At 71.4% G+C, this 21,831-nt stretch carries 21 protein-coding genes; 16 read left to right on the top strand and 5 right to left on the bottom strand.

Annotated features, from left to right (window positions below; translation table 11 throughout):
• Positions 1 to 64: 64 nt before the first annotated feature.
• Complete coding sequence (locus tag AB0B68_RS20950) at positions 65 to 520, bottom strand: GNAT family N-acetyltransferase (RefSeq protein WP_357203277.1); 456 nt, start codon at positions 518 to 520, stop codon at positions 65 to 67.
• Positions 521 to 602: 82 nt separating this feature from the next.
• Positions 603 to 863 (bottom strand): Prokaryotic metallothionein, encoded by a 261-nt coding sequence (locus tag AB0B68_RS20945; protein WP_357203274.1) that lies wholly within the window; start codon positions 861 to 863, stop codon positions 603 to 605.
• A gap of 156 nt (positions 864 to 1,019) precedes the next feature.
• Here AB0B68_RS20945 and AB0B68_RS20940 point away from each other — a divergent pair, with 156 nt between their 5' ends.
• From AB0B68_RS20940 to AB0B68_RS20930, 3 genes are all read left to right on the top strand, one after another.
• Positions 1,020 to 1,295, top strand: a complete 276-nt coding sequence (locus AB0B68_RS20940; protein WP_357203271.1) for an isoamylase early set domain-containing protein — start codon at positions 1,020 to 1,022, stop codon at positions 1,293 to 1,295.
• A 109-nt stretch (positions 1,296 to 1,404) separates the two neighbouring features.
• Positions 1,405 to 2,157, top strand: a complete 753-nt coding sequence (locus AB0B68_RS20935) for a lytic polysaccharide monooxygenase (RefSeq protein ID WP_357203268.1) — start codon at positions 1,405 to 1,407, stop codon at positions 2,155 to 2,157.
• A gap of 64 nt (positions 2,158 to 2,221) precedes the next feature.
• Complete coding sequence (locus AB0B68_RS20930; RefSeq protein WP_357261892.1) at positions 2,222 to 2,830, top strand: DUF305 domain-containing protein; 609 nt, start codon at positions 2,222 to 2,224, stop codon at positions 2,828 to 2,830.
• Positions 2,831 to 2,842: 12 nt separating this feature from the next.
• Here the strand turns inward: AB0B68_RS20930 and msrB are convergent, their stop codons facing one another.
• Complete coding sequence (gene msrB / locus AB0B68_RS20925; RefSeq protein WP_030336225.1) at positions 2,843 to 3,247, bottom strand: peptide-methionine (R)-S-oxide reductase MsrB; 405 nt, start codon at positions 3,245 to 3,247, stop codon at positions 2,843 to 2,845.
• A 47-nt stretch (positions 3,248 to 3,294) separates the two neighbouring features.
• On the opposite strand from msrB, the gene ligD reads away from it, so the two are divergent.
• Positions 3,295 to 4,326 carry a non-homologous end-joining DNA ligase gene (gene ligD / locus AB0B68_RS20920; RefSeq protein WP_357203261.1) on the top strand — a complete coding sequence of 344 codons (1,032 nt, stop codon included), beginning with the start codon at positions 3,295 to 3,297 and terminating at the stop codon, positions 4,324 to 4,326.
• A gap of 19 nt (positions 4,327 to 4,345) precedes the next feature.
• Here the strand turns inward: ligD and AB0B68_RS20915 are convergent, their stop codons facing one another.
• A complete protein-coding gene (locus tag AB0B68_RS20915; RefSeq protein ID WP_357261943.1) occupies positions 4,346 to 4,597 on the bottom strand; it encodes a hypothetical protein in 252 nt (83 codons plus the stop codon).
• A 166-nt stretch (positions 4,598 to 4,763) separates the two neighbouring features.
• Between AB0B68_RS20915 and AB0B68_RS20910 the strand changes: the two genes are divergently transcribed.
• From AB0B68_RS20910 to AB0B68_RS20860, 11 genes are all read left to right on the top strand, one after another.
• Positions 4,764 to 4,919 carry a hypothetical protein gene (locus tag AB0B68_RS20910; protein ID WP_357203258.1) on the top strand — a complete coding sequence of 52 codons (156 nt, stop codon included), beginning with the start codon at positions 4,764 to 4,766 and terminating at the stop codon, positions 4,917 to 4,919.
• Between the two features lie 73 nt (positions 4,920 to 4,992).
• Positions 4,993 to 6,243: a DUF222 domain-containing protein gene (locus tag AB0B68_RS20905; protein WP_357261889.1), complete on the top strand. Its 1,251-nt coding sequence runs from the start codon at positions 4,993 to 4,995 to the stop codon at positions 6,241 to 6,243.
• A gap of 71 nt (positions 6,244 to 6,314) precedes the next feature.
• Positions 6,315 to 7,541, top strand: a complete 1,227-nt coding sequence (locus tag AB0B68_RS20900; protein WP_357203251.1) for a hypothetical protein — start codon at positions 6,315 to 6,317, stop codon at positions 7,539 to 7,541.
• A gap of 47 nt (positions 7,542 to 7,588) precedes the next feature.
• Positions 7,589 to 8,233: a YdeI/OmpD-associated family protein gene (locus tag AB0B68_RS20895; RefSeq protein WP_357203247.1), complete on the top strand. Its 645-nt coding sequence runs from the start codon at positions 7,589 to 7,591 to the stop codon at positions 8,231 to 8,233.
• A 31-nt stretch (positions 8,234 to 8,264) separates the two neighbouring features.
• Entirely contained in the window at positions 8,265 to 8,744 is a 480-nt protein-coding gene (locus AB0B68_RS20890) for a DUF2975 domain-containing protein (RefSeq protein ID WP_357203244.1), read from the top strand.
• On the top strand, positions 8,744 to 8,959 hold the full coding sequence (locus AB0B68_RS20885) for a helix-turn-helix transcriptional regulator (RefSeq protein WP_030336216.1): 216 nt from the start codon (positions 8,744 to 8,746) through the stop codon (positions 8,957 to 8,959). The genes AB0B68_RS20890 and AB0B68_RS20885 overlap by 1 nt, the downstream gene beginning before the upstream one ends.
• A complete protein-coding gene (locus AB0B68_RS20880; protein ID WP_357203241.1) occupies positions 8,956 to 9,120 on the top strand; it encodes a hypothetical protein in 165 nt (54 codons plus the stop codon). Before AB0B68_RS20885 ends, AB0B68_RS20880 begins: the two co-directional genes overlap by 4 nt.
• Before the next feature lie 117 nt (positions 9,121 to 9,237).
• A complete protein-coding gene (locus tag AB0B68_RS20875) occupies positions 9,238 to 12,426 on the top strand; it encodes an ABC transporter permease (RefSeq protein WP_357203238.1) in 3,189 nt (1,062 codons plus the stop codon).
• Positions 12,423 to 15,131: an FtsX-like permease family protein gene (locus AB0B68_RS20870; RefSeq protein WP_357261886.1), complete on the top strand. Its 2,709-nt coding sequence runs from the start codon at positions 12,423 to 12,425 to the stop codon at positions 15,129 to 15,131. Before AB0B68_RS20875 ends, AB0B68_RS20870 begins: the two co-directional genes overlap by 4 nt.
• A gap of 1 nt (position 15,132) precedes the next feature.
• Positions 15,133 to 16,128, top strand: coding sequence for an ABC transporter ATP-binding protein (locus AB0B68_RS20865; RefSeq protein ID WP_357261883.1), 996 nt, complete (start codon positions 15,133 to 15,135; stop codon positions 16,126 to 16,128).
• Between the two features lie 11 nt (positions 16,129 to 16,139).
• A complete protein-coding gene (locus tag AB0B68_RS20860; RefSeq protein ID WP_357203283.1) occupies positions 16,140 to 16,865 on the top strand; it encodes an ABC transporter ATP-binding protein in 726 nt (241 codons plus the stop codon).
• Positions 16,866 to 17,022: 157 nt separating this feature from the next.
• Here the strand turns inward: AB0B68_RS20860 and AB0B68_RS20855 are convergent, their stop codons facing one another.
• Positions 17,023 to 17,475, bottom strand: a complete 453-nt coding sequence (locus AB0B68_RS20855) for a GNAT family N-acetyltransferase (protein ID WP_357261880.1) — start codon at positions 17,473 to 17,475, stop codon at positions 17,023 to 17,025.
• Positions 17,476 to 17,864: 389 nt separating this feature from the next.
• Between AB0B68_RS20855 and AB0B68_RS20850 the strand changes: the two genes are divergently transcribed.
• Positions 17,865 to 21,758 (top strand): LamG domain-containing protein, encoded by a 3,894-nt coding sequence (locus AB0B68_RS20850; RefSeq protein ID WP_357261877.1) that lies wholly within the window; start codon positions 17,865 to 17,867, stop codon positions 21,756 to 21,758.
• Positions 21,759 to 21,831 lie beyond the last annotated feature (73 nt).

Genomic DNA, 21,831 nt, shown 5'->3' with positions numbered 1-21,831 from the left:
CCCACTCCCGTGCCTGTCGCTGGCTCCCGCGACGGCTCTACCCGGCACCATGCCAGCTCGATAGTCAGCCGTCAATGGCATCGCGCCGCATCGGGGTGTGCGGGATGCCGTCCTCGACGTACTCGGGGCCGCTGACCGCGAAACCGTGCCGGGCGTAGAACGCGACCAGGTGCGACTGGGCCTCCAGCACGCAGGTCCGGTTGCCCACCACCTCCAGCGCCGCCGTCATCAGCCGGCCGGCGTGCCCACCGCCGCGCGCCGCCGGGGCCACCACGACCCGACCGATCCGGGCGACACCGTCCGGGTCGGCCAGAATCCGCAGGTACGCCAGCGGCGCGCCGCCGTCGGTGAGCCAGACGTGCCGGGTGCCCGGCTCGACGTCCCGCCCGTCCAGCTCCGGGTACGGGCAGTTCTGCTCCACAACGAACACGTCGATGCGCAGTTTGAGCAGGTCGTGAAGGGTGCGGGCGTTCAGGTCGGCGAAGGAGGCCGTCCGGAGTTCGGTCGTCTGCTGGGGCATCCACCGATGGTAGGTCGGACGGGTTCGCCGGGAATCCGCCCGGTCCGGTGCGAGGTGGGTGGCGGCGGTCGGGCGGGCGCGGTCAGGCCGGGCGGGCGCCCACGGCGTCGCGGACCTCTGCGCCCACCGCTCCCTCGACGGCGCGGGCGCAGTGTGCGCAGCAGAAAAAGCGGCCGTTGACCTCGACGCCGTGCCCGGAGATCTTGACCTGGCAGTGCTCGCAGATCGGTGCCATGCGGTGGATCGCGCACTCGAACGAGTCGAAGGTGTGCACGTCGCCGCTGACGGTGTGCACCTCGAACGCCATCCAGTAGTCGTTGCCGCAGACCTCGCAGGTTGCCACCGAAAACCTCCGTTAAATGGACAAGTGCCTACAGAATCCTCCAGATGGCACCGACGTAGGGGCGGAACGTCGACGCCCGACCGCGGCGGCGGCGTGTCGGCGTCGGCGTGTTGCCCGTTGTGCCTGGTGAACCGCCGCAACCCCCGGAGGATCACCGTGATCAAGCGCAACAGGCTCTTCGGCAACCAGACCCGGGTCACCTTCTGCCTGCCCCGCGATGTCCCGCCCGGCCCGGTGAGCGTCGTCGGCTCGTTCAACGGCTGGCAGCCCGGTCGACACGAGTTGGTGACCCGCCGCGACGGCACTCGGACGGTGACGGTGAAGCTTCCGCCGGGGGAGTACCGGTTCCGCTACCTCGGCACCGGTGGCGTCTGGTTGGACGACGAGTCGGCCGACGGGGTCGACGGCGGGGGCAGCCTGCTCCGGCTCTGAGAAGAAAACTGCCGTCATCGATGGATTTATCGATGAGAGTCTTTACTGTTAACAATGTTTAAATTACTTTGAGGGGCACCTCACCGCACCTGGAGAAGGAGCTGCCCCGATGCGTCGAAGAATTACCGTCCCGCTGGTGGCGGCGGGCGCTGTCGCCGCCACCCTCACCGTCGCCGCCCCCGCGCAGGCGCACGGCTACGTCTCCGCCCCACCGAGCCGGCAGGCGCTCTGCGCGCAGGGCCGGGTGCCCGACTGCGGGCAGATCAGGTACGAGCCGCAGAGCGTCGAAGGGCCCAAGGGCCTGCGCAGCTGCAACGCCGGAATCTCCCAGTTCGCCGTCCTCAACGACGACAGCCGGGGCTGGCCGGCCACCTCGGTGGGCACCTCGCTGACCTTCACCTGGGTGAACACCGCCCGGCACGCCACCAGCAACTGGGAGTACTGGATCGGCAACACCCGCGTCGGCGTGGTCAACGGCAACAACCAGCAGCCGGGCGCCACGGTGTCGCACAACGTCAACCTCGGCGGCTTCTCCGGCCGCCAGAAGATCCTCGCGGTGTGGAACATCTCCGACACGGCGAACGCCTTCTACTCCTGCATCGACGTGCAGATCGGTGGCGGCGGATCGAACCCGACCCCGACCCCGACCCCGACACCGACCCCGACCGCCACCCCACGGCCCACCCCGACCCCCACCCCGACCACTCCGCCCACCCAGGGCGGCACGTGGGCGACAGGCCGGGCGTACCAGGTCGGCGACCAGGTCACCTACGGCGGAGCCACGTACCGCTGCCGGCAGGCGCACACCGCGATCCCGGGCTGGGAGCCGCCGAACGTACCGGCGCTCTGGCTCCAGGTCTGACCGCACGGGTGCGGCCCCTGGTCGCACCCGTGTCGCCACTCTCGCGCGAACGGAGGCAACCGGCATGCCCCGCCGTACCCCGCTGGTCTTCCTCGTCGCGGCCCTGCTGCTCATCGGAGCCTGCGCCGGACCGCCCACGTCGAGCCCGTCGACCCTGCCGCAGCCGACACCCACGTCCCCGGCCGGCTCGGCGGCGGCCGGGTCCGCGGGTGCTGGGTCCCCGATCGGGGCGGACTCGATGAGCGGGATCGACGTGGTGTTCCTGAGCACCATGGTCGGACACAGCGAACGCACCCTGCAGATCGTCCGGCTGGCCCGGGACCGGGTACGCGACGACGCGCTGCGCACCCTGGCCGCCGCCGTCGAGGCGACCGAGGCCGACGAGCTGGCCGCCATGCGCGGCTGGTTGCCCACGGCCGGGCCGGGCGCCAGCGCGGCCGCACACCACCACGACGGGCACGGCGACGACGCCGCGCTCGACCGGCTGCGGACCGCGCCGGACGCGGACGTCGACCGCGTGCTGCGCGAGGTGCTCGCCGACCACCAGCGATCGGCTGCCGACCTGGCCAGATCCCAGGTCGGTGTCGGCCGCAACGAGCAGGTCCGCGACCTGGCCCGCCGGATCGAGCAGTCCCGGACCGCCGAGGTCGAACTGCTCAGGGGTACGCCCTGAGCGGCTCCTCGCTCAGCGGGGTTCCAGCTTGATGGAGACCGAGTTGACGCAGTGCCGGGTGTCCTTCGGGGTGAAGCCCTCGCCGTGGAAGACGTGCCCGAGGTGACTGTCGCAGCGGGCGCAGCGGATCTCCGTACGGGCCATGCCGAGGCTGCGGTCCTCGATCTCCTTGACCCGGCCCGGGATGGCGTCGTCGAAGCTCGGCCAGCCGCAGTGCGAGTCGAACTTCGTGTCGCTGGAGAACAGCTCCAGCCCGCAGGCGCGGCAGTGGTAGACCCCCTGGGTCTTCGTGTCCACGTACTCGCCCGTCCACGGGCGTTCGGTGCCGGCCTCCCGGAGAACGTGGAACTCCTCGGGGGTCAGTCGGACCCGCCACTCTTCGTCGGTACGGGGCAGCTCGTTGTCGTCAAGACTCACCCGTCAACGGTACGTCGAACGTCGGGGGCGTGGCATAAGGTCGCGGGATGGGTGGCACCAAGGCTGCGGCCGCCGAGGTCGAAGTAGCCGGGCACACCGTCCGGTTGAGCAGTCCGGATCGGGTGATCTTCCCGCAGCGGGGGTTCACCAAGGCGGACGTCTTCCACTACTACCTCGCGGTCGGCGACGGGATCATGCGCGCCCTGCGGGACCGCCCGACCACCCTGCAACGTTTCCCCGAGGGCGTCGAGGGCGAGGCCTTCTTTCAGAAGCGGGTGCCCACCCGGGGGGTGCCGCCCTGGGTGACGACCGCCCAGATCACCTTCCCGAGCGGTCGGAGCGCCGCGGAGCTCTGCCCGGCCGACCTGGCGCACGTGGCCTGGGCGGCGCAGATGGGCACCATCGTTTTCCACCCGTGGCCCGTTCGAGCCGCCGACGTCGACCGCCCCGACGAGCTGCGCATCGACCTGGACCCGCAGCCCGGCACCGACTTCGCCGACGCCGCGCGGGCCGCCGGCGAGGTCCGCGCGCTCCTCGACGAGCTGGGCGCGACCGGCTGGCCGAAAACCTCCGGCGGTCGGGGCGTGCACGTCTACCTGCGCATCCAACCCCGCTGGACGTTCACCGAGGTGCGCCGGGCCACCATCGCGCTGGCCCGGGAGGTGGAACGCCGCAACCCCGACCTGGTCACCACCGCCTGGTGGAAGGAGGAGCGCGGCACCCGGGTCTTCGTCGACTTCAACCAGATGGCGCGCGACCGCACGATCGCCTGCGCGTACTCGCTGCGGGCCAACGCGCGGGCCACCGTCTCCACCCCGGTCACCTGGGACGAGCTACCCGACGTCGACCCGGACGACTTCGACCTGCGCACCGTGCCGGCCCGGTTGGCCGAGCGAGGTGACCCGCACGCCGGGATCGACGACGCACCGTGGGACATCACCCCGCTGCTGGAGTGGGCCGAGCGCGACGCCGCCGCCGGCCAGGGCGACCTGCCGTACCCGCCGGACCACCCGAAGATGCCCGGCGAACCCAAGCGGGTCCAGCCCAGCCGCGCCAAGCGCACCCCCGACGAGAGCTGACCAGCCGCTGTTGTCGCAGCTACGACTTGGCCGTCCACGCCAGGAACCTGTCGAACAGCTCCCGTGGGTCGGGTCCCGGCTCGGGGTTAAGCGTGAACAGGTCGGCCGTCGCGTCGAAGAGCTGGCTCGCCATGTAGATCGACAGTGCCACCTGGTCGGTGCCGTACTCCACCCGTAGCAACATCCGGGCAAGCGCACACGGCCAGGCGGCGGCGCACACCCGACAGAGCCACGACGGCCGGCGTGGTAGGTGCTGGTGCACCGGATGCAGAGCTTCAAGTGGGTGAGGGCAGTGACGGCTATTCGGCGTGGTCATACGTCAATCGTGGCGTCAGCTATTGTCTCTGTCAACAGTCTGCGTAGTTGTCGCCGTATAGCGACTGCGCCACTGTCATCGTCAATGTGTGGACCTTGTTGGCGTGTCGGAGATTCGGGAGATGCTGGGAAATGTGTCCCGGCAGCGCGCGTCCGTGATCGCCAACCAACGGAACTTCCCCGAGCCGGTCGCCGTGCTCGCCATGGGCAAGGTCTGGCGGAGGTCGGACGTGGTGGCCTGGATCCGGGAGCACCGGCCGGAGTTGGCCGAGGGTTGACCCGGGCCTGATTGGGTCGCCCAGGGCGCTTCGCGCGGCCGTTTTTGTCGTACACCTGTTCTAGAGTTTGCCTGTGATCGATGAGTTGGCGCGGGCGGAGGGTGCGGTGGCGGCCTGCGCCGACGCCCCGGCCTGGGCCCTCTCTGAGCACGATCTGATCGCGGTGCTCGATGCCACGCACCGGTTGCAGCAGCGGCTGGCGGCGGTGCAGCTGGCGGCGGTCCGCGAGTTGGACGGTCGGGGCACCGCTGTCGCGCAGGGCGCGTCCTCGACGACGGTCTGGTTGCGCCATCGCCTGCGGCTCGATGTCTCGGCCGCGCGCCGGCAGGTCAGTCTCGCCGCCACGCTCGACGTGGCCCCGCCCGCCGTGCGCGACGCCCTGGCGAGCGCGGCGGTCACCGTCGAGCAGGCCCGGGTCATCGCCGACACGGCCGCCACGGTGTCTGCGGCGGCCGGCGCCGAGGTGACCGACAAGGCCGTCGGTGTGCTGGTGGAGTGGGCCGGGCAGTTCGAGCCGGCAGTGCTGCGCCGGTTGGGTGCCCGGATTCTCGACCATGTGGCGCCCGACCTCGCCGAGGCCGCCGCCGCGGCGGCCCTGGCCGCCGAGGCCGCCCGCGCGGCCCGCGACCGGCACGTCACGATTTCCGAGCAGACCGGCGGGTGCCTGCGACTCAGTGGCATCCTCGACGCCGAGACCGCCGGCCTGCTGCGCGCCGCCATCGACCCGCTGAGCGCACCCGCCGGCCCCGACGACGCTCGCGGAGCCGGTCAGCGCCGCCACGACGCCTTCGCCGACGTGTGCCGCCTCGCGCTGGGCACCGGCGAGGTACCTGACAGCGGCGGCGACCCCGCCCAGGTCGTTATTACCGCCAGTTATGACGCGTTGGCTGCTCAGGTGGGCGCCGGGACGCTCGACATCGGCCTTCAGCTCACCCCCGACACCGTGCGCCGGCTCGCCTGCGACGCGGCCGTGCTGCCCGCCGTGCTCGGCGGCGCGGGCCAGGTCCTCGACGTGGGCCGGCAACGCCGCCTGATCGCGGGGCCGCTGCGGCGGGCACTGGTGTTGCGCGACGGCGGCTGCGCCTTCCCCGGCTGCGACCGGCCGGCGCGCTGGTGCGCCGCGCACCACATCCGGCACTGGGCCGACGGTGGCCCGACCAGCCTCGACAACGCGGTGCTGCTCTGCGGCCACCATCACCGGCACATCCACCAGGCCGACTGGGTGGTTCGGCTGGGTGACGACGGCCACCCGGAGTTCATCCCGCCGGCCTGGCTCGACCCCGACCAACTCCCGCGCCGCAATCACTACCACCGACGGACGTAGGCCGATCCGTGCCGGCCGAGACAGTTGACGTTGTCGATATTCTGCAGAGGCTCGTCGGGGGAGGGTCGCTGATGCTCAAGGACGTCACGTCGATACGCGTGATCGCCTACTTCCCGTGTCAGATGTCCGCCGAAACCGGGTCCCGGCGCGACGTGCCGGCGGGATGGCACGTCACCGACGGCCTCGACGACCTCGCCCTGCAGCCTTACGGTCAACGGCTGCTCGACGAGCTGCTGGGCAGCATGCCCCGGCCCACCGTGGAGATCAGTGGTGGCTCGGAGGTCCTGCGGATGGCCGGCGAGGAGGTCGACGCCTCCCTGCTGCCCACCACGAGCGCTGGCGCGTGGCAGGTGGTCTCGGCCCGGATCAGCCTCTGGAACGTCGACTGTGGTCTGTTGTGCGTCACCTACGAGCTGCCGGACGGCATCCTCGGTGTCACCGACGACGTGGTCGCCGACGTTGCCCCGCCGGTGCAGCGGATGGTGCCCGCGGTGACCCGGCTGCTGCGAGCCGTCCTGCCGGCGCCGGTCGGGGCGGACGAGGTGTTCGTCCTCTGGGCCAACACCACTTTCGCCATCCGGGTGGACCCGGGCTGCGATCCGGCGCGGCGGCGGGCCATCGCCGAGGAGCTGACCCCGGACGGCGTGGACTGCACGCCCGACGGGGCGAGGGACGGCGTGTTGCGGGTCGGTTCGCACACCACGGCGGTGGTCAGTGACTTCGGGTCCCGTACGGGCCTGCTGTTGTCGCGGTTGACCGGTGTTCATCACGTCTGCTGGGCGGCGGCCCTGCGCTACGACGCGGTGCTGTCGGCGGAGCTGTCCCAGATCGACCCGGGGCGTGCCGACGTCTCGATGAGCGTTCTCGAAGAGCAGGCCAAGCGCATCCTCACCGGTTACCACCGCATCCGCCTGTTCCGGCTCGGATATTCGTCGGTGGAGGCGCACCTCGACGCGGCCGGTGGCACGGTGTGGAACGCCCTGGAGCAGCAGTGGAAGTTTCGTTTTGTCCTCGCCACGCTGGATGAGCGGCTCGACTTCGTCCGAACGTTGCACCAGCAACTGGTCGGCCGGCTCCAGGACCGCCGTTCCCGCCTGCTCAACGAGCTGGTTCTGGCTTTCACCTTCCTCAACATCTTCGCCATCGTGCTCGCCGCCCTGACCTTCGTGGCGTTGCCGAGCCTCGACGCGGGGCTCCTGGCCTCGATGATCGGGCTGGTGATGCTCCTCGTGAACCTGAGCGCGTACCTCGCCTTCCGGCGGAAGATCAACGACCCGGGGCGGAACCTGCGCGCCTGAGCCGGACAGCGCCGCCGGCTGTCGGACCCGGGGTTTAGCCTGCCGGCATGACGAGCGCCGAGCTGGATGAGCTGATCGTCGCGGACGCCGACGCCCTGCGCGTGTGGTTGTCGGCCCACCACGCCACGTCGCCCGGCGTCTGGCTCGCGCTGACCAGGAAGGGTGGCACGGTCACGACGCTGACCTGGCAGCAGACGGTCGACGAGGGCCTGTGCTTCGGCTGGATCGACGGGCAGGCCAGGAAACGCGACGAGGAGTCGTCCTGGATCCGGTTCACCCCGCGCCGGGCGCGCAGTTCCTGGTCCCAACGCAACGTGGCGAACGTGGCCCGGCTGGAGGAGCAGGGGCGGATGCAACCGTCGGGCCGCGCGGCGGTGGACGCAGCGAAGGCGGACGGACGGTGGGCCGCCGCCTACGCCCCGCCGTCCGAGGCCGAGGTGCCGGCCGACCTGCTCGCTGCCATCGCCGCCGAGCCCGCCGCCCAGGCGATGCTCGACGTCCTCACCAAGGCCAACCGGTTCGCTCTCATCCATCGGCTCAATGCCGTCAAGCGCATCGAGACCCGCGAACGCAAGATCGGCGAGTTCGTCGCCATGCTGGCCCGGCACGAGACCTTCTACCCCCAGAAGGCCAGGCCGGCCGCCGGGCCGACGCTGCCGTCAGTCGGCGCGGGCCTCAAGGAAACCGATTGACTTTCGATAGGTAACGAGCGAAACTCGGTGCATGGTTACTGAGCATCGAGCGGTTGCCGCTCTCCGAGTCTTCCTCGTGGTGCTGTTCGGGGTCCTGGTGGTGTTCCAGACCCTCTCGCTGCCCGGGCAGTTCAGGTACATGGCCGAGCAGTCGCCGCAGGACGCCCACCTCAGGTGGCCGGCGACCGCCGTGACGGTCTTCTGGGTGCTCTGCGTCCAGGTGGTCATCGTCGCGACCTGGCAGCTGCTCAGCCTGGTCAAGAACGACCGCATCTTCACCGAGGCGTCCCTCAAGTGGGTGGACGCGATCGTCTGGGCCATCGCCGCCGCCTGGGTGGTGCTGGTGGCGGTCTTCCTCTGGGTCGGGTTCAACGCGGACGACCCCGGGGTGCCACTGCTGCTGTTCCTGCTGACGGTGGGCGTCACCGTGCTGGGGCTCCTCATGGTGGTCATGCGGGCGCTGTTGCGGCAGGCCACCACCCTGCGGACCGACCTGGAAGCGGTGATCTGATGCCCATCGTCGTCCGCATCGACGTGGAGTTGGCCAAGCGCAAGATGAGCGTCGGAGAGTTCGCCGAGCGCGTCGGGCTCACCCCCGCCAACGTGGCGGTGCTGAAGAACGGCCGCGCCAAGGCGGTCCGCTTCAGCACCCTCGAAGCAATGTGCCGAGTGCTCGACTGCCAACCGGGTGATCTGCTGGAGTGGGTCGAGGAAGAAACCCCATGAGGTACGTCCTGGTCGTCGGCGTCGTCCTCTCGGTAGCGCTCGGCATCACCGTCGTGGTGCTCGGCGGGGCCGACGACTCCCCGGGACTGCAGCTCATCGGCGTCGTGCTGGTGCTCTGCGCGGTGGTCTTCGGCATCCGCAACCGTCGAGGCCGCAACTAACCGTCCCGCCCCGACCAACTCTCTCCGTAGTAACGATCATGTAACGGGCGCGAACCTTTCCCGGTAGGTGGCCTGTCTTGATGGTCGTCGGCCCGCCAGGGCCAGGGGAGGCGTCGGATGAAGCTGGTGTGGAGGCGGGCCCGCGAGGCGCGAGGGTTGCTGGTCGCGGCGGTGATCGCTGCCCTCGTCGCCGTCGCGTTGGTCACTGGGCTGTCCGACTACAACCGTCGGGCGGTGGACGCCGGGCAGCGGGCACTGGTCGCCGCCTCACCCGCCGAGGAGCGCGGCCTTCTGGTCAGCGGCTCGGGTGGGCGGGACGCGGCCGAGTTCGCCACCCGTGACAAGGCGGTCCGAGCCGAGTTCGCCACCGGGCTCGGCGGCGTCCCGGTCAGTGTCACCGCCGCCCGTTACGGCACCGGCCGGGAACTGACCGGCGATCTCGGGCAGATCCCGCGTACGGCCGACGAACCGGTCTTCGCGAACCTGGCCACGTTCGCCGACCTCGCCAGTCACGCGGAGCTGACCAGCGGAGCCTGGCCCAGCCCCGGAGCGAACCCCGTCCAGGTGAGCCTGCCCGAGCGGGTCGCCGGCGCCCTCGGCCTGACCGTCGGCGAACGCGTCCCGGTGCGCGACCGGGCCACGGAACGACGCGGGGAGTTGGTGCTCGCCGGCACCTGGCGGCCCCGCGACCCGGCGGACGCGTACTGGCTGCTGGCCCCCGGCGTGGGGGCGGGCAGCGCCGGTTCCGGCACCTCGTACGGGCCGTTCACGCTCGACCCGGCCGACTTCGCGGCCACCTTCCCGGGCTCGGTGTCGGCGTCCTGGCTGGCCCAACCGGACCTCGGTGCCGTCGACACCGCCGACCTGCCCGCCGTTCGGAAAGCCCTCACCGAGGCGGTCACCGCAGTGCCCGAGGCCGCCCAACTGGGCAGCTCCGGGCAGACGGTGACCAAGATGGCGCAGCTGCTGGACCGGATCGGCCGCGCCGACCTGGTGGGTCGCTCGTCGCTGGCCACCCCGCTGCTGCTCATCCTGGTGCTCGCCGGGTACGCGCTGGTGCTGGTCGCCGCGCTGCTGCACGAGGACCGCCGCCCACAGACCGCGCTGCTGCGCGCCCGCGGCGCCGCCCGTCGGCAGTTGGCCGGCCTGGCCGCCCGCGAGGCGACCCTGGTGGTCGCCCCGGCCGCCGTGCTCGGTCCGCTGATCGCCGGTGAGGCGTTGCGGTACATCCGACCCGGCGGGTCGGGTGACCTCTACACCGCCGGCGGCAACACCACACTGGTCTGGGCGGCGGCAGCGGCCACCGCGGCCGGCTGCCTCGTCGCCATGGTCCTTCCGACGCTGCGCGGCGCCGGGACGTACGTCGCTGACATGGCGGCCCGATCCCGGCCGAACCGGGCCGCGAGCGTCCAACGCGCCAGCGTCGACCTGGTGCTCGTGGCGCTCGCCGTGCTCGCCTGGGTGCAGCTACGCCGGTACGCCTCCCCGCTGGCCGGCTCGGGTGGACAGCTCGGGCTCGACCCGCTGCTGGTCGCCGCCCCGACGCTCGGCGTGCTGGCCGGTGCCGTGCTGGCGTTGCGGGTGCTCCCGCCGCTCACCCGGTTCGCGGAGCGGTTCGTCGACCGACGTCCCTGGACCGCCACCATGTTCGGCATGTGGCAGGCCGGCCGGCGTCCGCACGCCGGCCCGGTGCTGCTGCTCGCCCTCGCCGTCGGCGGCAGCACTCTGGCCTGGTCGCTGATCAGCACCGGCGAGCGGTCCCAGGTCGAACAGGCCGGCCACACGGTCGGCGCCGACCTCCGGGTGACCGAACGGACCGGGGGCGCCCCACCGACCCGGGCCGGTGAACTCGCCGCGCTGCCGAGCGTGGACCGGGTACTGCCGGCGTGGCGCGACGAGATCCGGGTCGGGCGGGAGAACCTGCCGGCGACAGTGATCGGTGTCGACCCGGCCAGCGCCCCGGGCGTCGTCCGGCTCGCCGACCGCCTCGGCGACGGATCGGCGGCGGAGCAGTACCGGAAGATGGTCGACGCGCGGGGAGAGCGCGCCGGCGTCGAACTGCCCGCCGGCGCGCGTGAGATCGCCGGCACGATCCGTACCCCGGTGAGCGACGCCGCCCGGTCGGTGAAGGTCGCGGTGACGCTGCTGTTGACCACCCCCGACGGGCTCGCTTTGCGGCTGCCGGTGGCCAACGCCGACGGCGACGGCCGGGCCACCCCGTTCACCGCGCGACTGCCCGACATGGGCGGGGCGCGGCTGCGGCTGGCCGGCTTCGAAGCCGACGGCGGACTGGCGGCCGGCAACGCCTACCGGCTCCAGGTGGACGGGTTGGCGGTGGTCGACGCCGACGGCACGACCCGACCCGCCGACCTGACCGGCGACTGGATGCTGACGGCCCCCGGCGTGGAGTCCACGCCGGTCCGGACCACCGCTGCCGGCTTCGCCGCCGTCCACCCCGTGGAGGTGATTCCCGGCGGGCAGTTCGCGTACCAGCCGCCCACCCGGTTCTCCGTCGTGGCGGGCGGGGAGAGCAAGCCCGCACCGGTGCTGATGACCCCCCAGGTACGTGAAGCCCTGAGCCTGAACGTCGGCGACACCGTCGACCTCACGCTCCCCGGGGTGACGATGCCGGTGCACCTGGTCGGCGAGCTGAGCGCCGTGCCGACGACCAGCACCGCCGCCGGCGTGCTGTTGGACCTGCCGGCTGCGGTCGACGCGATGATCCGGAGCAGCGGCGCGGTGCGACCCGTACCGGAATGGTGGGTCGGCGCCGCCGACGCGAACGCCGCCGCCCAGGCGGTCAGCGCGCTCCCGGGCGTCACAGTGCTCAACCGGGAGGCGGTCATCGAGGCGGCCGCCGACGACCCGTACTGGCGCGGCTCGCGTACCGGCATGCTCGCCGCCGCGCTCGGCGCGGTGCTCCTCGCCCTCGTCGGCCTGGTGGTGGACGTGTGGGCCACCGCCCGGCGTCGGCTCGGCGAGTTCGCGGTCCTGCACACCCTCGGCGCCACGCCCCGGCTGATGGCCCGGGCGCTGCTCGCCGAACAGACGTTCCTCGCCGGCATCGGCGTGGGCGTCGGGCTGTTACTCGGCACTGCGGTCGGCGCGACGATGGCCCCACTGGTCATCCTCACCCCGGCCGCCGGTCGGCCGACACCCCCGGCGGCGTTCGTGCTGCCCTGGGTGCCGATCGGCCTGACCGCTGTCGGTCTGCTGCTGGCGGCGCTCGCCTTCAGCGCGTTCATCGCCGCAGGCATCCGTCAGCGGGTGGCGGCGGTTCAGCTGCGAATCGGGGGAGAACGATGAGCGTCGGGGCGGCCGTCCGGCGGGTCCGGGCGTACGGGGGGCAGTTCCTGCTGCTGGCGGTGCTGACCCTGGTGGTCACGCTGCTGATCAGCGGAGTGCCCCGGCTGGTCAACCGGCTCGCCGAACAGGGGCTGCGAGCACAGCTCACCAGCGAGCCGGCCGCGCGCCGGGACATCTCGTACACCACCAGCCTTGAGCCCGCGACGTCGCGGCGGACGGCGATGGGCGACGCCGCCGAGCGGTTCGACGCCCTGGCCGCGGAGATGCCGCCGCCGGTGCGTTCGGCAGTGACCGAGCGGTGGTACAGCGTCGAGACCGCCCAGGCCCGCGTGGTCGGGCCGGACCTGGCGGCCCGCAACCTGCTGGTCGACATGGGCCTGCGGGCCATGCCCGACATTCAGGGAGCGAGCACCCTCGTCGAGGGGACCTGGCCGAGCGAGACCTACGTTCCTGACCGGCCGATCGAGGTGGCGCTCGACGTCGACGTGGCCGGCAAGCTCAACCTGCGCGCCGGCAGCCAACTGCGCATCGGCGGAACCGACGAAAAGGGCAGACTCGTCGACGGTGTCCCGTTGACGGTGTCCGGGCTGTTCCGCCCCGTCGACCGCGCGAACGGCATCTGGGACGGGCTCCCACAACTACTGCGGATCATCGAACCGCAGGGTGATGGCCAGCCGTTCGTCATCGTCGGCGTCGTCGCGCAGTCGCCCTTCAACAAGCGGGCCGCGGAGGGCTGGGCGATCCAGTCCACCTGGCGGTACCGACTGGGGGTCGACCGGATCGACGCACGTGAGCTGGACCAGATGATCGACGGCCTGCAGGTGATGCAGCGCAACAAGCCGCCGGGGCTCAGCCTGACCCAGGGCGTCGACGTCCCGTTGCGCGCGTTCGCCGCCCAGATCAACGCCGTCCGGACACTGCTCGCGGTGATCGCGGCCGGCGTCCTGGCCACCCTGGCGGGGCTCATCGTGCTCGCGGCCAGTCTCGCCACCAGACGGCGTCGCTCGGAGTTCGCGTTGCTGCGTGCCCGTGGCGGCGGGGCCACCGCCGGCGCCCGGCGTAGCCTCGCCGAATCGGTGCTGGTGGTCCCGATCGCCGCCGTGCTGGGCTGGTGGCTGGGCACGCTGTTCCCCGGCGACCCCGACCCGACCACGCCGTACCTTGTCGCGGCGACCGTGCTGGTGACACTCGCGCTGCCGGTGGCGACGCTGGCCGTACCGGCCGGCGCAGCGGCTCGTCGGGACCTGATCCGGGTGCGCCCGTCGGCCCGTCGACTCACCGCCGAGGTCTCCCTGCTGCTCCTGGCCGGGCTCGCGGCGGTGCTGCTGCGTCGGCGTGGCCTGACCCTCGGAGAGGTGGACCCGCTCCTGGTGTCGGTGCCGGTGCTCCTGGCGGTCGCGGCGGCGGTGCTGGCGCTGCGCGCGTACCCCTGGCCGTTGTTGCTGGTCAGCCGGCTTGCCGCGCGGACCCGGGGCAGCGTGGCCTTCCTCGGCACGGCCCGCGCCGGACGCTCGGCGGTCGCCGCCCCGCTGGTCGTGGTGGTGTTGGCCATCGGCACCGCGGCGTTCTGCGCGGTCGTCGCCGCCGGCGTCGACGCCAGCCGGGAACGGGCCGCCGCGCAGATCGTGCCCGCCGACGCGGTGATCCGCGGGGAGCGCTTCGCACCCGACACCATCGACGAGCTGGGCCGCCTGCCGGGGGTCCGGGCCGTCACCCGGGTGCTGTACGAGGACGACGAGCGGTTCGCGTCCGACGAGGCCGGCACCGACGCCTTCATCGAGCAGACGGACGTGCTGCTGGTCGACGGCTCGGGGTTGGACAAGGTGGCCCGCGAATCGCAGGTGGACGTGTCGGTTCCGGCCGCGCTGCGCACCGCCGCGCCCGGCCCGGGACCGCTGCCGGCGATCGTCTCACCGGCGGTCGCCGCCGACCTGGCCAAGGCCGGGCTGGCCGACTCGGCCTTCATCTCGGTGCAGGGCCAGAGGTACGGGTTCCGGGTGGCCGGCACCGCCGACGGTTTCCCGATGCTGGCGGCGAACGCCAGCCGGTTCGTGATCCTGCCCTGGCAGGCCCTGCCGACGCGGAACACCACACCCGTGCCGACCAGCCTGCTGATCGCCGGGAACTCGCTGGACGCCGAGGCGCTACGCGTCGCCGGCGACCAGGGGCAGGAGCGCTACCAGCGGGACGGCACGGTCACCGGTCGGGAACGGCTGATCGGGGTCACCGTCGACACCCGGGCTGACGTACGCCGGGACCTTGGCGAGGGCGGCGCGAACGGGGTGCTGGCCTTCGGCTTCGTGGCCGGGGCCGTCGGCGGCACCGTGCTCGGGCTGTTGGCCATCGCGTTCACAGTGCTGGCCGGAGCGCGCGCCCGAGGTCAGGTGCTGTCCCGACTTCGTACCCTCGGCCTGTCCCGCCGGCAGTGGCGAGGGCTGCTGCTTGTCGAGTTGACCCCGCTGGTAGCGGTGTCGGTGCTGACCGGCGCGCTGGTCGGTGCGGTACTGCCCCTGCTGCTCAACCCGGTGCTCGGCCTGTCCGCGTTCACCAGTGGTGTGCCGGTCCAGGTGGCTTTCGAGCCCAGCCTGGTCGCCGCGGTGCTCGCGCTCGGGGCGGTCGCCCTCGGCTTCGCGGTCGCCGTCGAGGCCCTGAACAACCGCCGGTTGCGCCTCGGAGAGGTGCTTCGGCTCGGAGAGGAGAGCTGAGATGACCGCTACCGCCCAAACTCCACTGGTGCCTGACCTGGCCGCCCTGCAACAGCGGGCAGCGCAACGCGCCGCCGAGCGGGCCGGCGGGCAGGACCGCCTTCGCGGGCACATCGTCTGCGACGGCCTGGTGCGCATCTTCAAGACCGAGGGGGTGGAGGTGGTCGCCCTACAGGGGCTCGACCTGGTCATCGACCGGGGCGAGCTGGTGGCGATCGTCGGTGCCTCCGGTTCGGGCAAGTCGACCCTGCTCAACATCCTCTCCGGCCTGGACACCCCGACCGCCGGCATCGCCCGGGTGGCCGACTACGACCTGCTCTCGCTCTCGGCGAAGCGACGGCTGAGCTACCGCCGGCAACTGGTCGGGTTCGTCTGGCAGCAGACCGGCCGCAACCTGCTGCCGTACCTCAACGCGCTGGAGAACGTCGAGCTGCCGATGCAGTTGGCCGGCAAGCGCAGCAGCAAGGCCCGCCGAAAGCGGGCCCGGGAACTGCTCGACCTGGTCGGTGTGGGCTACTGCGCCGACCGGCGCCCCGGGCAGCTCAGCGGTGGCGAGCAGCAGCGGGTCGCGGTGGCGGTGGCGGTGGCCAACGACCCGGAGGTGCTCTTCGCCGACGAGCCGACCGGTGAGCTGGACGAGGCGACCGGGGCGGAGGTCTTCGCGGCGCTGCGCACCATCAACGCGGAACTGGGCGTGACCATCGTGGTCGTCACCCACGACCACGCCGTGGCCACGCAGGTCCGTCGGACCGTCGCGATCCGCGACGGCCGGACCGCCTCCGAGGTACGCCGGACCGCGCGGATCGACGCGGACGGCAACACCGAGCTGGTCAGCGAGGAGTACGCGGTGCTGGACCGCAACGGTCGGATGCAGTTGCCGGCGGCGTTCGTCGACGCGCTCTCGCTGAAGGAGCGGGTCCGGCTCGACCTGGAACCGGACCATGTGCAGGTACGGCCCGGCGACCGGGCCTCGGACGAGCGGGGGGCACGGGCATGAGCCGGCAGAACATGGTGGTGACCGGCGCGGCCGGGTTCGGCGGTGCGCCCGGTGTGCACCCCGACGAGGTGGTCCGAGTCAGTGGGGTGAGCCGGACCTTCGGTCGGGGCGAGCACGCCGTGCACGCCGTGCGGGACGTGTCGTTCAGCGCCGACCGGGGCGAGCTGGTCGCCATCCGGGGTCGGTCCGGGGCCGGCAAAACCACGTTGCTGAACCTGATCGGCGGGCTGGACCGACCGGACGGCGGCCAGGTCGTGGTGGCCGGGCACGAGGTGACCTCCGCCGGGGAGGCAGAGCTGCTGCGGCTGCGCCGGGGGACCGTCGGTTTCGTGTTCCAGACCTTCGGACTGGTGCCGATCCTCTCCGCCGCCGAGAACGTGGGAGTGCCGTTGCGGCTGGCCCAGGTGCCGGCCGCGGAGCGGGAGGAGCGCGTCGCGGTGCTGCTGGAGCTGGTCGGCCTGGGCGGGCACGCCGCGCAGCGCCCGTACGAACTCTCCGGCGGGCAGCAGCAGCGGGTCGCGGTGGCCCGCGCGTTGGCCAACGAGCCGGACCTGCTCATCGCCGACGAGCCCACCGGTCAGCTCGACTCGGAGACCGGCCGGTCCATCATGGACCTGCTGCGTGCGGTGGTGCACGCCCGCGGCATGACGGCCCTGGTGGCCACGCACGACCCGGCCCTGATCGACCTCGCCGACCGGGTGCTGGTCCTGCGCGACGGCCGCCTGGTCGACGGCTGACCCTGCCGGGCAGTGGCCTGCGCGGCTCGCTGTGGAGCTGATGTCGTAAACGAATCGCCAGGGGTGACTCGTCTACGACATCAGCTCCACAGCGTTTGTACTGACGAGGGAGTTCCCCTACCGCGTCTGGCCATGGCCGGGCGGGCGCGACGCCGGGTCAGAGCGCGAGCTTCATGCCCTCGTGGCTGGCGACGAAGCCGAGGCCCAGGTAGAAGCGGTGCGCGTCCTCGCGGGTCTTGTCGGTGGTGAGCTGCACCAGCGCGCAGCCACGCTCGCGAGCCTGGTCGACGGCCCAGGTCATCAACTGTCGGCCCAGGCCCTGACCACGCCGGTCGGAACGGACCCGGACCGACTCGATCAGCGACCGCTCGGCGCCGTGCCGGCCGAGGCCGGGGATGTAGGTGATCTGGAGGCAGCCGACGAGATCACCGCCCTGCTCGGCGACGATCAGCGCGTTGCGCGGGTCGGCGGTGATGTCCGCGAACGCTCGCTCGTACGCCTCGTCCACCTCGGTGAAGTCGCGGGCCTTACCCAGCACGTCGTCGGCGAGCAGGGCGATGACGGCGGGCAGGTCGGCCCGGACCGCCACTCGGAAGATCACGTCACTCATCCGGCGAGAATCTCACAGCGCCGGGAATGCGAATCGGCCTGTGGGTGGGGGCGCCGCTCAATTTCGGTCGATTCGCCATCCTTCGATCCATCGCATCGCACATATTTTCACCGTTCTTGGATGACTTTCGATGCATCCGACGTCCACACGGTGAAGCCAATTGATGGACCATATTGATGATTCTTACCCATGGTGTTGGGGTCGAACCCTCTGTAGCGTGTGCCGAACATTCGTTGATCACTTTGCCTCACGGGGGTTTGGCAGTGCCGTCGACTCGTTCTGTTTGGCGTGCGTCCACTGTGGTCGGCGCACTGTTGGCGTCAGTCCTTCATGTGGTCGGGCAGCCTGATCGCGCCGCCGCCGAGCAGCCGGATTCCTGTGCGGTCAGGGTGTCGCCGACAGCCGAGTCGGAGCGCGCCGCCCAAGCCTTGGCGGAGTCGTGTGACACGTCCGTCGAGGTGCTCGCGGCGGCAACGGAGACGACCAAGGTCTTCGCCCAGCCGTCCGGTGACTTCACCTTCGAGGCGTGGGCCGAGCCGCGTTGGACCAAGCGAAACGGGTCCTGGCGGCAGATCGACACGATGCTGGCGGTGGGCGCCGACGGCCTCGTGCGCCCCGTCGCGTCGACGGCCGACGTGGTGTTCTCGACCGGTGGGGTGGGCCCGTTCGCCACCATGACCGGCGCCGGCACCACCTTCTCGCTCGGCTGGCCGAGCCCGCTTCCGGCGGGCGTCATCGACCGGGACACGATCACGTACCCCAACGTCCTGCCCGACGTCGATCTGGTCGTCCGCGCCGAGAAGTCGGGGTTCTCCCACCTGCTCGTGGTGAAGACCGCAGCCGCGGCCAAGAAGCCGGCGGTTCGTGAGACGCGCTACGTCGTGGGCGGCTCCGCTGACGTGGCAGCCGGGCGTGGGGGAGTCGTCATCTCCGGTCCCGACGGAGTGCTCGCCGCGGCACCGCCAGCGCTGGCCTGGGATTCGGCTCCGTCGCCCGTGTCGTCAGGGGCTCGGCGGGCGGGGCTCGGTTCGTCGAGCGATGCGCGTTCGCCGGGTGCGCGCTCCAGCGTCCGCGGCCCGGCCGAGACCGCTGCTGTCACTCCGGTCTCGGTACGAGTCGACGACACGACCATGACGGTGGCCGCAGCTCCGGAACTGCTGGCCAGTGACCACTTTCCGATCTTCATCGACCCTGCCTACGACAAGAAGCCGTCTCGATGGGCACCGGTGAACGACTCGAACCCCGGCACGGCGTGGACCTCCGGATCGGCCTGGCCCCGGGAGATCGTGCGGGTTGGGTCCAACTGGGACGACTACGGCGACATCTGGCGGTCACACTTCCAGTTCGACACCACGGCTCTCGCCGGCAAGCGAATCACCGGTACGCCGAGCGTCGACGCGTACGCCGTGCACTCGGGTGACTGCGCCGGCGAGTCGGTCGGCCTCTGGCAGACGGGAAACCTGTCCAGCTACACCAACAGTTGGGACGGGATGGCGGGCCGTTGGATGCACGGCGGCGCCCTGCAGACGAAGTCGGTCAAGGCCAACGGCAGCAGTTGCGGCCAGTCGGCCAACTGGGTGGCGTTCAACGCGGCGGCGATCAGGGAGAAGATCCAGGACAACGCCGACGACGGACTGTCGGCGATGACGTTCGGTCTGCGGATGGGCACCGAGAGCGGCGGCCGCTGGGCGAAGTTCGACCCGAGCAACGTGAAGATGGTCGCGAGCTATCAGCACAAGCCGACATCTCCGGTTGCGATTCGAACGGCTCCGGGCGGCAACTGCAGCAAGACCTCACCGGGTCCGTGGGTCAACGTCGCCACCCCGACGCTGTACGGGAAGGCCAGCGACGGCGACGGCTCGGTGAAGGTCGTCTTCGACCTGAACGGGCCGACGAGCCCGGCGGAGCACTTCTCCGCGTGGACCACGTCGGGCGCGGAGCGCGGCTGGGCCACCCCCACACTTGCCGAGGGTGACTACAACTGGCGGGTACGCGGGACGGACGAAACCGACCCCACCGGCTGGACCGGCCTGTGTTACTTCCGGGTGGACCGTACCGGCCCCACCACCCCGATCGTCACGCGCACCTCGGGGACCCCGACCGTCGGGCAACCGGTGACGCTCAGCTTCACCTCGTCCGACGCGCGGTCCGGGATGAAGCAGTTCGCCTACGGCATCGGCGTCGACGCAAAGCAGACGTTCGTGGCTTCGACGGGCACGACGTCCATCACGTTCACCCCGGAGGCCGGCCGCACCGTCGTGTACGTGTGGGCGCAGGACAACGCCGGCAACTACTCCGCGAGGGCCGCCTTCAACTTCTTCACCGGCCGCATCACCGAGGCGCAGAGCCAGGGCGCCTGGCGGCTCGACGGGGACGGCCTCGACGACTCTGGTGAGGGCCGTGACCTGCTACTCGGCAGCGGGGTCGGCTACGGACCAGACCGGAAGGGGAGCGCGAACGCCGCGTTGACCTTCAACAGCGCGGGCTGCGCGCAGGCGTCGCCGGCGGTCCGCACCGACGCCGAGTACACCGTCGCCGGTTGGGTGAACCTGGCCTCGAAGAATGGCAACAAGGCCATCGTCGCTCAGACCGGTTCCATCGCTTCCGCCTTCGTCCTCAGCTACAACGCCGACGTCGATCGGTGGCGTGTCTCGCTGACCAACGCCGACAGCTCCACCGTCACGTACGCGACGGCCGATGGGGCGGCTGCCGCCGTTGGCGTGTGGCAGCACGTCGCCGCCACCGTCGACCCCGTGGCGAAGGTCGTCCGCCTCTACGTCGGCGGCGCGCTCGCGGCGGAGAACGCCATCCCCTTCACGCCGTGGAACGCCAAGTCGCGGCTCCTGCTCGGTTGTGCCGGCGGCGCGTCCACGTCGTGGCACCACATGACCGGTTCGGTCGATCACGTCGGAGTCTGGCAAGGCCTGCTCTCCGAGGCGCAGATCGCCCGGGCGGCCACCGAGCTGCCCGCCGGTCAGGTCGGTAGGTGGCAGCTGCGTGGTGACGGTGTCGACTCGACCGGCTTCGCCCGGGACGCCACTGTCCCAGCGGACCTGACCTGGGTGGACGACCCATTCGGCCGGGTGGAGTCGGCGGCGCAGATGAACGGCAACCAGTGCCTCGGCACGGCCGGACCGGTGGTACGAACCGACGAATCGTTCACCGTCGCGACGTGGGTCAAACTGACCGATGTATCGGCAGGTACGCAGACCGCGCTCGGTCAGGACAACGAGCAGGTCAGCGGCTTTCTGCTGGGCACCAGACAGGCCAACGACGGCGCGCGGGTCTGGTCGATGGTCATGAAGGACACGAGCAGTGTGTCCTCAGGTTCGGTGACGGCCAAGGGCAGTGCCGCCGGCAGTTCCGGTAAGTGGACGCATCTGGCAGGCACGTATGACGCCACCAGCAAACGGCTGAGTCTGTACGTCAACGGGACGCTGGCCGAATCCGTGACGCGCAACGCCGCGGGCTGGCAGGCCAACGGGCCGTTGACGATCGGCTGCGGGCGCTACGACAGCAGGGTGGTCGACCGGATCAACGGCGCGGTCTCGGATGTGCGGGCATGGCGTGGAGCCCTGACCGCTGCCGAGGTGGCCGCCGTGCACGGTGGTAACCCGGCGGTGAAGCTGGAGGGGATGTGGCCCCTGGACGGCCCGGCTAGCGACACGCCCACCTACCTGACCGACTGGTCCGGCAACGGCCGGGACCTCAGCATCACCGGCCCGTACGCCTGGACCCGCGATCGCGGTTTCGGTCGGGACGGAGCGCTCGGGCTCGAACTGGCCGAGGGCTCCTGCGCGGAAACGTCCGGACCGACGGTCCGCACCGACGCCTCGTTCACGGTCTCGGCATGGGTTGTGCTGGACCAGACGACCGGTCATCACTCGGTCGTCACGCAGATCGCCACCGCCGCTCCCGGCTTCTTCTTCGGATACAACCCGGGGCCCGACCGCTGGCACTTCGGGATGCCCTCCGCGTCCGGTGGGACTCCTACCTGGCACATCGCCGAATCGCGGCAGGCCCCGGAGCTCGGCAAGTGGACGCACCTGGCCGGCGTCTACGACCTGGCGAAGGGCAAGGTCCGTCTGTACGTCGACGGCGTGCTGCAGGACGAACAGGACGGCCCTTCCTCGCCCTGGATGGCGAGCGGCCCCACCCTCGTCGGATGTAACGGAAACGTGAGCGGTACCCGGTTCTCCCGGCTGGGCGGCGTCGTCGACGATGTCCGGCTCTGGACCTCCACAGTCGATCCGGACCGGATCGCTGATCTCGCAGCTGGCTGACCATCTCGGGGTGAGGGTGCGGCTGGACGCCGCGGGCCTCGCCGTACCTGCCGACCCCCCTTGCACCCCTCGC

Origin of the sequence: Micromonospora sp. NPDC049049 (assembly GCF_040649115.1) — a bacterium.
In the GTDB taxonomy this organism is placed as follows: domain Bacteria; phylum Actinomycetota; class Actinomycetes; order Mycobacteriales; family Micromonosporaceae; genus Micromonospora.
Note: the sequence above shows the minus strand (reverse complement) of the source record. Positions and strands in the feature narration are given on the sequence as shown.

Coding starts and splice junctions, on each gene's coding strand:
- AB0B68_RS20950 (WP_357203277.1), bottom strand. CDS start 520: ATGCCCCAGCAGACGACCGAACTCCGGACGGCCTCCTTCGCCGACCTG.
- AB0B68_RS20935 (WP_357203268.1), top strand. CDS start 1,405: ATGCGTCGAAGAATTACCGTCCCGCTGGTGGCGGCGGGCGCTGTCGCC.
- AB0B68_RS20930 (WP_357261892.1), top strand. CDS start 2,222: ATGCCCCGCCGTACCCCGCTGGTCTTCCTCGTCGCGGCCCTGCTGCTC.
- ligD (WP_357203261.1), top strand. CDS start 3,295: ATGGGTGGCACCAAGGCTGCGGCCGCCGAGGTCGAAGTAGCCGGGCAC.
- AB0B68_RS20910 (WP_357203258.1), top strand. CDS start 4,764: ATGCTGGGAAATGTGTCCCGGCAGCGCGCGTCCGTGATCGCCAACCAA.
- AB0B68_RS20900 (WP_357203251.1), top strand. CDS start 6,315: ATGCTCAAGGACGTCACGTCGATACGCGTGATCGCCTACTTCCCGTGT.
- AB0B68_RS20895 (WP_357203247.1), top strand. CDS start 7,589: ATGACGAGCGCCGAGCTGGATGAGCTGATCGTCGCGGACGCCGACGCC.
- AB0B68_RS20890 (WP_357203244.1), top strand. CDS start 8,265: ATGGTTACTGAGCATCGAGCGGTTGCCGCTCTCCGAGTCTTCCTCGTG.
- AB0B68_RS20885 (WP_030336216.1), top strand. CDS start 8,744: ATGCCCATCGTCGTCCGCATCGACGTGGAGTTGGCCAAGCGCAAGATG.
- AB0B68_RS20880 (WP_357203241.1), top strand. CDS start 8,956: ATGAGGTACGTCCTGGTCGTCGGCGTCGTCCTCTCGGTAGCGCTCGGC.
- AB0B68_RS20875 (WP_357203238.1), top strand. CDS start 9,238: ATGAAGCTGGTGTGGAGGCGGGCCCGCGAGGCGCGAGGGTTGCTGGTC.
- AB0B68_RS20870 (WP_357261886.1), top strand. CDS start 12,423: ATGAGCGTCGGGGCGGCCGTCCGGCGGGTCCGGGCGTACGGGGGGCAG.
- AB0B68_RS20865 (WP_357261883.1), top strand. CDS start 15,133: ATGACCGCTACCGCCCAAACTCCACTGGTGCCTGACCTGGCCGCCCTG.
- AB0B68_RS20860 (WP_357203283.1), top strand. CDS start 16,140: ATGGTGGTGACCGGCGCGGCCGGGTTCGGCGGTGCGCCCGGTGTGCAC.
- AB0B68_RS20855 (WP_357261880.1), bottom strand. CDS start 17,475: ATGAGTGACGTGATCTTCCGAGTGGCGGTCCGGGCCGACCTGCCCGCC.